The following is a 9,071-nucleotide window of genomic DNA, read 5'->3' as shown; positions in this document are numbered from 1 at the left end:
GAGAAGCATTGCTTTTAGCTTCAGCAGTATCGTCGTTCAAGTCCTTGATTTTTGGCTCAAGGTTAATATTGTTGATTCTTATTATCGCCTGAGAAGCGTTACTCTTGGCTTCAGCAGTGTCATTATTGAGAGATATCAACTTGGGCTTGATAGTTCTGTCAATATCTGCCAGCGCTTTACTGGCGTTACTATTGGCTTGGGCTGCAATATTGTTGAGGTTTTGGTATTTGTTTCCAAGACTGATAAGGTCGGAATTGAACGAATCCAGTGATGTATTGAGGATTCTGATTGTTTCTTCTTGAGACTTAATTCTATTGCTTAAGATTGTTATCGTGCTATAGATTCTAGACAGTTCAGCCGCGTGGCCGTCTAGAGCCTTGTCTAGCGAGTCCCCTCTTAAGCCCACAGCCTTTAGGGCAAGGAGGGAAACAGTGAAGGAAGACACGGTTCCGAATACACTGACAATCGCTCCAGTGAAGGGCAATACCTTTGCTACTGTTGTGGCCTGTACGGATACAACAGCAGTCGCTCTTGCAGTGTTTTGCAACACCACGCGGAGCAGTTGCTCCTGTCCGCCAATTTTCAAAAGCATACTACAATTTCCATCCTTCTAATTGAAATAAATACTTATTAAGTTCCCTTATAGAATCAATAGCGACTTGATAAGGAAAACACTCTGGAGGAGTATTTGACTCGATTTCAAAAGAACCAATAGGGCATCTGCTGTTACATTCAAACTCCACATCAATCGCTTGACTAGACATTTCAGTCAAAATTGGTCCGCGAAACATCCAGTCAGGAATAGGTTGATTATTGGCTTTCATCGCCAATATATCTGCCACATTAAATGAGGGGGCAGAGAATACTTCCATGCGGTATCCACCCTCTATGGTGTCAAGAAAGCGATTAATAGCTCCCCTGGTGGCTACTGGTTTTCTTGGATTGCCTTGAGTCTTGTGATCAAAGGAAGTGCCTCCACCTCCCCTTTCAATACTTGTCACGACATCCTCAGTCTTATGCACAGAAAAAGAATAGCCAGTATGCCCTAGAAACCGAAAAGCCTCATTAGTTTGCTCAATTAACTCAGAGGAAGCCTCTCCCTCGTCATCAATAAGAAAAATGTGCGCATAAGACTTCGGCAGTGGAGTCCAAGCAGGCAGAAAATGTGCCAAGTCTTCCTTCCACTCGGAATCTTTTTTATAGGGAGTACTCTCATCCATGAATACCAATGCAACAGACTCTTCCTCAAAGAATAGAGCGCTTTTTATCCATATAAGCCATCTTTCATCCTTCGGATATACGATTCTACATGAAGCAAAAAGACTGTCTTTAACTGAGGAAGCAATGTCTTCCTTTACGTCATCCATACTGCCGGAATTGTCAATGAATACGGTGACGTTTGTCGGTACAACCTTCCCAACCTTTACTAACAAAGGGACTGTCGATTTTAAGCTCCTCTCCTTGCCATTCCTAGTGTAAAGAAGGCTTACTCCTCCCTCATCAGTACATTCGTCTACACTCAAGTACTTTGCCATAGTGGTTTAGTAAGAAGCTGGATTTAATCCTGGTAAATTAACAGGCTGGTAACATTCGATTCGGTAACTAAAGACCAAGCTTTCCTCACCTGCTTGTAAAGCATCTAAGGATTTTCCTGATGAGGTAACTACTATCTGAACGTTTTGCTTGTCTGCGGTTCTCTTTTCCTGTGTCATTTCCGCCGCCAAACACATGAGAATACAAGCAACTATGGATTCCGTGCTGTTTATTGAGGATGGAGTAAAGGCAGCGTCCTCTCCTTCGCTAAGAGCGATTGCTGCAATCTTTGCTGCCAATCCAGCCTTAGAAATATTCAGGAAGTTCTCATCTTGTGTTGTTCCCTCACCAAAGATTGATAAAGTAGGTTCTGCCACGTTAGTTCCTCTATTGTGTTAATAATTTAAAATTCTTCTTGGGCTTGTAGTTTTCATCCCAGAATCCAGCCCTAGCTCTGTTACCTACCCAATTCCAAGGATAAGTATCAAAAGCCGACCAAAAGCCTATCATGTCTGCGCTTGCAGACATGCAAGCTTTTGCTATCTCTGCGTACACTTTGGATTGGAGTTCTTCTACGTCCTCTGTGAACAACAGAAAATCCCCCATCCCCTTTCTCAGTACCTCTTTGTAGAGGTCAGCCTTCCCTTGGAAATTGCGAATATCCGCAGTTATTGCTGGTTGCCAAACCACAATCTCTGGTACATGAAGTAATAATCCTAAATCCTTGAACTTCTTCATCCACCACTCGGCTTCTTTTATCCCCAATGATGCGTTCTTCCCCAGTACCGATGGTCTAAGGTTGCTGTGAAGCTGTACTGATATTCCATGGATTGGTACTCCCTCGCCAAGCCAGCGCATGGCTTTTTGATGGACAGTCAGCCATTTATTTTTACCTCTGAAATAGTCACAGTAGAATAGCTTGGCATTAGGGTTTATTTCGTGTGCCCACCGGAATATATCAGCTTCCCAGTCTTCTCCCAATGAACGCTTCCAAACACAATTACGGTCATAACCATTGTCCGTTGTGGATTCATGTACCGCATCCCAGTACTCTATCTCTGGGAATTGCTCCATAGTCTTCTCTAGGTGATACTTAACTTCCCATTCTGTGACCTCCTTTTTGACTATTACATTTGTCGCACTGGTAAGGTTGTTTCCACGAACAGACTTACCTCTCTGATTAGCCAAGGTGACAATTTCTCTCGACTGGCTATTACTCTCTGTCTTTCCTTTCTCCTGCCACCGGAATCCATTGTCTGGATACCAGTAATCAAAATGTTCCGTCAATAAACTAACGTATGTTTTGTCTTTTAGACCGGAGAACCTCACGGATGAACCAATGGAGTTCATTGTCAAATTTCTCTACCTGTTCACTCATAAACAGTAACAAGTTTGTCTTTAAATGTCGATATCCAGTTTTGTCCAAAGTTGGATATCGACACTTGACAAGACATTCCCTTATAATTTAACTAGCCTTGCCGAAGCACAAGTTTTCACAGAGGGGGCTTGCAATGGACTTTAAAGAGGAGACATACAAAATAATCCGGGGAAATCTTTGTTCTGAATCGCACAGGCTAATTCTTGATATATCTGTTTTTACTGGGGCTAGGTGGTCCGAAATCCTGGCACTGAGAACTAGTGATATTTGCAGAGAGAAAGGCAAGTATCAGACAATAACATTCAAGGACAGAAAGGTGGAAGTGCCATCGGCGCTAGGGGAATCCCTCCATTATTTCGATCGCTTTGATGATAATACTTGGTTGTTTCCTAGCCCTCATGTCGCTAACAAGCCAATCTCACTCCGATCTACGACAAATGCGCTACGACGTGCTATCGACAAATCTGGGTTAAAATTCTCAGGTTTATCGCCAAAAGATATTCGCACTTACTACATCAGGCAGTTAATAAGCCGTGGCTACAATATTGCCGCCCTCAAGAAAATAACAGGATTGAGCGAGACAACTTTATTCCGCTACGCCAACAGGTATGGAGGGAATGTCTGTTTCTCTTTTGGAGAACAGGCATCTTTCTGTGACCCCAGAGTAAATCACCGGGCTTATTCTTGACAGCCAGGTTCTATTCCATCAATCACCCTCACAATACTTACCTAGAGAATATCTAATGCTTGATGACCAGTTACCTTTAATGTTTTACTTGCTGTTCCTGTTGGGCTTCTTGACCAGAGAGCTGATAGACCCATTCCTGTGGTAAGCCTATCTTTAAGTAATTTTAATATATCCAAGCTCCTTATCCCCGAAGATTAAACTTAGCTGTCTTCAGGGTAAGTCTATGGTGGAGTTGATATTCGGGTTGCTTTGCTTACTGTTCGCGGGGCTAATCGGGGTTACTATCTGGATGGTACTCCAGGCGATCGGAGTGAGTACTGGCAAGATTTTGGTAAAGCCAATCGCGCGGAAGAAACGGGTTGACCCACAGCTAGAAGAGAGGCTATTAACTCTCTGTGGTGGTAACCATGCACTGGCACGACGACTGGTGGCTCACGCTCATGACTACAACCGTGACCGGAGTGAGGAGTGGTGCTATGAAAAGGCGATCGCAGATTTAATTCGCGATCGCTATGGTCGTTAAGCGCAAGTCGATGTAGGCAAAAGTAGTTGAATGTAGGGAGATGTCGGTTGAGGAAATTTCAATGTACGACCTAACTCTGTTTTTCTGGATTACTATTTCTACGGCTCTAGTATTGCTAGGAATCCTTCTGTACAAGGATATCAGGTCAATAACTCGTTTAGAAGAAAAAGATAAACGCGCATATAAGTATCTGGACGGAAACTTGCTCGAACTAGAAGCCAAGGAAAGAAAGGAGCGGGAGGAAGCCCTCGCTCTGGAGGCACAGGAGAAGGAGGAAATGAAACAGTTACTCCAGAACCTCCTCAAGTGCCAGCAAGTCATGGCTCGTGCCGCAAAAGAGAATAACCGCTTGCTGGCAGAACTGATTCAAGTCCTGAAGGAACGCCAGGACTAATCAGTCGATGACCAATTTGGTTCATTGAGCAGACATCCCCATAGATGCTCTGCCATGCCCATTAACTTGAGTACCGGATTCATTGGGGAGAAAGTAAATCTCATTTCATTTCTCCCCTTCCCTGCTCGCTAGACACTGGTCTCAGGCACACCGAGTCGCGTGTTAGTTCCTTTTGCATCATTACAAGGGTTTCACGCAAGTATTAACCACTAATTAGTACTTTTGAACTATGGTATGTTTGAACTACAAGCCTGATGATAAAGCCCCCTTACTTCAGTTAAAGGGGGCTTTTATATTCTCTCAACAATTGGCAACCAATACTCGTCAATCGTCAATTCGTTCTACCATCTGCTCCGTTCGCTCAATTATCTCGTCAAGATACTGACTGATGTCTGGGCCTAGCGAATTCCCAGATTCTTTCGCCTTTTGCAGTAGCCTAAGCAACGTCAAAAACTGTTCCAGAGAGAGCCTCACCTGGCGCAATCCCATCTCATATCGATTGATAGTATCTCTGGTTACGCCAAACTCCTTGGCGAACTTTGGCTGCGACATATTAAGTGTTTTTCTTAAGCTTCTCAGCATTTGTCCATCGGGATTGACTAATCTTCTATCTTTGTCTATCATAGCAAAAGCCGATACCAAATGGCATCGGTCACGGAAAGAACAAGCGACATGGAGTGACTGACTACCATCTCCATGTCGCAAAGATTATCAGAACTTCAGAGAAAATTCGACACGGACAGTTACCCTGTGCCGCACGAGCTTCTCCTACCCATTCGCCTTGGAGGAGGTTATAGATGTAATCAAAATTTGGACACATGCGACAAACTCATAAACTCCATCGACATGCGATCGCCTCTGGATCGGGCGATCGCATTTTCTAACCATCCACCAAGAAACTATGGACAGTGAAGATTTTTTCTTAGATGAACCCGACTACTCGGACGAACCAGATTGGCGCTACAGCCAAATACATGATTTTCTCGTCAGAATCGGATGCCTGGCGACTGAAGCAGCAAACGATATTACTGGCTTCAGAATCCATTTCCCATCAGTGGACTACGAACTCTTGCAAAAGCTCAGAGAGATTGAAGTAATCATTAAGGATATAAAAGGTTTGCTTGATACGGAATCACTTGGTACAAGCCTTCCTAATGATTGCTATCCAGAACCAGAAGAATACCAGCAAATACAGGTAGTGAAAGAGGAATGTACGACATCTCTTCCACAGCACTCGACGAAAGGCTTGCCGTCAGAGTTTGGTGATTGGGTTGCTTTGTTAGACGGTTCTATCCTTAACTTGTCAATCATTGCCGCTCTTGCAAGAAAGCCGATTGGCTGTCCTACTCCTGCTGTCTGGCCAACTTCGGGAGAGAACTTGAATCTGGACGAACAAAGCTATTCGGAATTGTACAGACACATAACTGGAAAATACCCAAAAAAGGACAGTGATGAGGAAGATTTGCCTGTCTGAAGTTGTCCGTGACGGCTCAAGTATTAATGTAGCTGGATGTTTCTTTGCAAGCGATAGAGCTATCTTCTTCCGTCGGAAGCAACATCTCGGTTCGCTGAATCAGGCGCGTTACATCCCTATCTGTAAGGTGAAGACAAGAAGGTCAGCTATCTTGTTGTCTTCAGCCCTCAACAGACTAATTGGTATCCGCAATTAATGTGGCTAACAGTGCATTAATTACACTAACAATCGTAATTACTGACACAATCAAACTAGTAAGACCGACTGATTTTAACAAGAAAACTCCAAGGGGAAGACATGAAAGTAGAACTTCAATTTACGGTTTACAATAGAACCGAACAAAACTTCTACGTGACGCTTAGTAGTGAAACGAAAGAAAACGAGACTCCTGTAGAGGTATATGATAGGTTGCGATTAGAGGCTGAATCCATGAATGGGACATCAGCTTTAGAAGACAATAAGCGAGAACTGGAGTATGAGATTAGCACCCTAAAAGCCAATCTCAAAAATACAACAGATCAATGGAATGCCGTATCGAATTTCTTGACAACCCAAGGAATTCGTAATGCGGGAAAAATAGATATCATTCCGGGTCTTGTCGAATTAATTGACGTGGTGGTACTTCCCCCGAGCGCATACAAAGGGGGCGAGACGGAGGAAGATGAAGGCGATGGTAACGAGGAGGATGAAGACGATCGCTATTTACATTAATCAGTGATGGACGGCAAAATTTCGACTATTGCCAAGGCTTACCGGGACGCTCCCAAAAGACCTTGGCGATAGAAGGGAGTACTGAGAGCTAATTACAATCACATTAGCCCGTTTACATCAATATCAAGGAAGGTTACTGGCGGAATCAATGATAAGGAATTGGTCAGTCAAGAGGGCTTAATAGAGATTCACTATTAAATGATAGAAACACATTTCGAGGTAGAACTAAGAAGCGGCAGTGCCTGGACGAGATTCAGTATCTTTATCCACTGGACTGCCCTTTTAGAGAGAATAATGGACTTCCCTTTATTGATGATTAAATATCCCTCGGCTATCAGTTACTTAGAGCCTCGGTGGGATTTAAGGGGAAAAGAGTGGGTTGATTATTCAGATATTCCTTTTTAAGGATTAAATTCATGGACTTCCAGGACAGCCAAGTTACATTTAATCTCCGAGTATTCGCAACACAAGGAGACCCCGCAAGCTCTATTACCGTTGTTATTTCCTATCAAAACCACAAGGAAGAGTCAACAATAGATGCCTTGGCTAGCGTCGCTACAGACATAGAAAAAATGAAAATACGTCACAGAGAAGGACTCATCTCAGACATAGGAACTGCTTCCGCTCTCTCTAATTTACTAGCAAGAATGATGATAATTTACGCCGAGTCAAGCGCAGTAAATAAGATTTACGATTCAGCGAGTAAATCCCATCTTAACTAAACGGCAGTGCATAACCAAAAAGACGGACAAGGAACAAAGAGAATGACAGCAATAATAGACCGAGATTCATTAGTACGGCAAGGGCACGAATTCAGTGCCCCCCCTCAAAATACCGAGGCAGAAGAAGGAGTTCTGGGTGGCATCCTATTAGACACTTCAGCTCTTCCGAGAATAAAAGATAAGCTTACACCGGATGCCTTTTACCTGGAGGCTCATCGTATCATCTATAGAGGCTGTTTGGTGTGTCTGAGTAGAGATGGCATGGTCGATTTGATGACCATCTGCACATATTTGCATGACAAGAAACAACTGGATAAGATTGGCGGTCAGGCGAAATTAGCTCAGTTAGTAGAGACGGTAGTATCTACTGTTAATATCGACAAATATGTCGAACTGATTAATGAGAAGTACCTGCGCCGACAATTAATAGAACTTGGCAGAGATGCTCATTACTGTGGACATGAGACGCTAAAGAGACTAGACGAAAGCTTCTCTTACCTCAAGGAAAAGGCAACCGAACTACAATCCCTTGTTGGTGGAAAAGACCGAAATCACTCAAGGTATCAACAAGCCGTTCAAGAGTTTGAGCGGTTAGAGATGAACATTGAGGACAGTGGCTTCCGTTTCTGGGAGAAAAATCGCCTGTGTAAAAAATACGCAGACGTAGGAATTAAGTCGGTTAAAGACTTAGAGAATTTGTGGTTCAGTCATATGTCATCTCAAGAGGATGAAGGCTTTAAGTCTATCCAGGAAATCTTCAACACTGTACCTCCCCAGAGAGAATGGTTCCTTCATGGATTATTACCAGCACAATCCCTAGTCACTATCCACGGACCAGGGGGATGTGGTAAAAGCACTTTGGTTTACGATTTCATCTACTCCCTCGTTACTGGTACACCTTGGGGTAGTGACAGCTTTAACGAAGGATTTAGCACAACCGCAGCCCAGCGGAAGATAATGTTAATCCAGACAGACGAAACATTGGGCGAGATGGTGACGGCTTTCCACCGACGGGGAATAACCGAGGACATGCCCATTCTTCTCAAGATGAAGTGGAGTATCGACAAAATTCCCCAGTTATTAAAGAAGGCTCAAGAGTGGAAGCCAGACGTAATTATCATTGACTGTCTCACGTCGGTATCGACCTACTCCTTATTCTCAGAGAATGACGTTGAATATGCCCGGCCTGTACTCCGCTTGAGGAAACTAGCGGAACAGATGAACTGCTGCATTATCCTCATCCACCACTCCAATAAGGCGGGGGGAATGAGAGGGACAACCGCAATCCAGAACTCATCATCAGAGGTGATATCTCTGGAACCAAACCCAGACGATAAGAACCCAGACTCCACCAAACGATTACTGGTTTTTAACAAGAGCCGTTCGCGGAGACCCGTTAGCTACGAATTGGAACTAATCCCAGATACCGGAACCTGGAGTTGTCTCGGTGAGCATAAGAAACACGAAGACGCAGCGCTCACCACCACCAAGAATAAAATAATTAAATTCCTCAGAAGCCGTCCGAACATCAGGTTCGAGGTAGCTGAGATGCAGAACGACTTCGGCGGGTCAACGGGGAACATCAGGACATGTTGTGCGGAGTTGGCACGGGACGGTCTGATTTCTAAATTTTCACTGGGACGGGGGT

General features: G+C 43.9%; 11 protein-coding genes. 6 read left to right on the top strand and 5 right to left on the bottom strand.

What is annotated here, in order from left to right:
• The 4 genes from NJ959_RS02485 to NJ959_RS02470 all read right to left on the bottom strand — a co-directional run.
• Positions 1 to 592 (bottom strand): hypothetical protein (locus NJ959_RS02485; RefSeq protein ID WP_254010161.1); only part of this gene is annotated, 592 nt, incomplete at its 3' end.
• A gap of 1 nt (position 593) precedes the next feature.
• Positions 594 to 1,367, bottom strand: coding sequence for a hypothetical protein (locus NJ959_RS02480; protein ID WP_254010160.1), 774 nt, complete (start codon positions 1,365 to 1,367; stop codon positions 594 to 596).
• 174 nt (positions 1,368 to 1,541) lie between these two features.
• A complete protein-coding gene (locus NJ959_RS02475; protein WP_254010159.1) occupies positions 1,542 to 1,910 on the bottom strand; it encodes a hypothetical protein in 369 nt (122 codons plus the stop codon).
• A gap of 10 nt (positions 1,911 to 1,920) precedes the next feature.
• The gene (locus NJ959_RS02470) at positions 1,921 to 2,883 is read right to left on the bottom strand and encodes an endo-1,4-beta-xylanase (protein WP_254010158.1); all 963 of its coding nucleotides are present in this window, start codon (positions 2,881 to 2,883) and stop codon (positions 1,921 to 1,923) included.
• A 161-nt stretch (positions 2,884 to 3,044) separates the two neighbouring features.
• Here NJ959_RS02470 and NJ959_RS02465 point away from each other — a divergent pair, with 161 nt between their 5' ends.
• From NJ959_RS02465 to NJ959_RS02455, 3 genes are all read left to right on the top strand, one after another.
• Positions 3,045 to 3,599, top strand: coding sequence for a site-specific integrase (locus NJ959_RS02465; RefSeq protein WP_254010157.1), 555 nt, complete (start codon positions 3,045 to 3,047; stop codon positions 3,597 to 3,599).
• Positions 3,600 to 3,822: 223 nt separating this feature from the next.
• A complete protein-coding gene (locus NJ959_RS02460; protein WP_254010156.1) occupies positions 3,823 to 4,122 on the top strand; it encodes a hypothetical protein in 300 nt (99 codons plus the stop codon).
• A gap of 61 nt (positions 4,123 to 4,183) precedes the next feature.
• Positions 4,184 to 4,516, top strand: coding sequence for a hypothetical protein (locus NJ959_RS02455; protein ID WP_254010155.1), 333 nt, complete (start codon positions 4,184 to 4,186; stop codon positions 4,514 to 4,516).
• A gap of 324 nt (positions 4,517 to 4,840) precedes the next feature.
• Here the strand turns inward: NJ959_RS02455 and NJ959_RS02450 are convergent, their stop codons facing one another.
• The gene (locus tag NJ959_RS02450) at positions 4,841 to 5,140 is read right to left on the bottom strand and encodes a helix-turn-helix domain-containing protein (RefSeq protein ID WP_254010154.1); all 300 of its coding nucleotides are present in this window, start codon (positions 5,138 to 5,140) and stop codon (positions 4,841 to 4,843) included.
• 277 nt (positions 5,141 to 5,417) lie between these two features.
• Between NJ959_RS02450 and NJ959_RS02445 the strand changes: the two genes are divergently transcribed.
• The 3 genes from NJ959_RS02445 to NJ959_RS02435 all read left to right on the top strand — a co-directional run.
• Positions 5,418 to 5,990: a hypothetical protein gene (locus tag NJ959_RS02445; RefSeq protein ID WP_254010153.1), complete on the top strand. Its 573-nt coding sequence runs from the start codon at positions 5,418 to 5,420 to the stop codon at positions 5,988 to 5,990.
• A gap of 297 nt (positions 5,991 to 6,287) precedes the next feature.
• Complete coding sequence (locus NJ959_RS02440) at positions 6,288 to 6,701, top strand: hypothetical protein (protein ID WP_254010152.1); 414 nt, start codon at positions 6,288 to 6,290, stop codon at positions 6,699 to 6,701.
• A 764-nt stretch (positions 6,702 to 7,465) separates the two neighbouring features.
• Positions 7,466 to 9,071, top strand: a 1,606-nt coding sequence (locus NJ959_RS02435) for a DnaB-like helicase N-terminal domain-containing protein (protein WP_254010151.1), incomplete at its 3' end; no start/stop codon positions are given.

This window comes from Limnofasciculus baicalensis BBK-W-15, assembly GCF_024178385.1.
Taxonomy (GTDB): Bacteria; Cyanobacteriota; Cyanobacteriia; order Cyanobacteriales; family Coleofasciculaceae; genus Limnofasciculus; species Limnofasciculus baicalensis.
The sequence above is the reverse complement of the archived record's forward strand: the minus strand, read 5'-3'. Positions and strand labels throughout refer to the sequence as shown.

Bases quoted from the DNA above. Each gene is read 5' to 3' on its own strand.
- NJ959_RS02470 (WP_254010158.1), bottom strand. From the start codon at position 2,883: ATGAACTCCATTGGTTCATCCGTGAGGTTCTCCGGTCTAAAAGACAAA.
- NJ959_RS02455 (WP_254010155.1), top strand. From the start codon at position 4,184: ATGTACGACCTAACTCTGTTTTTCTGGATTACTATTTCTACGGCTCTA.
- NJ959_RS02440 (WP_254010152.1), top strand. From the start codon at position 6,288: ATGAAAGTAGAACTTCAATTTACGGTTTACAATAGAACCGAACAAAAC.
- NJ959_RS02480 (WP_254010160.1), bottom strand. From the start codon at position 1,367: ATGGATGACGTAAAGGAAGACATTGCTTCCTCAGTTAAAGACAGTCTT.
- NJ959_RS02465 (WP_254010157.1), top strand. From the start codon at position 3,045: ATGGACTTTAAAGAGGAGACATACAAAATAATCCGGGGAAATCTTTGT.
- NJ959_RS02445 (WP_254010153.1), top strand. From the start codon at position 5,418: ATGGACAGTGAAGATTTTTTCTTAGATGAACCCGACTACTCGGACGAA.
- NJ959_RS02450 (WP_254010154.1), bottom strand. From the start codon at position 5,140: ATGATAGACAAAGATAGAAGATTAGTCAATCCCGATGGACAAATGCTG.
- NJ959_RS02460 (WP_254010156.1), top strand. From the start codon at position 3,823: ATGGTGGAGTTGATATTCGGGTTGCTTTGCTTACTGTTCGCGGGGCTA.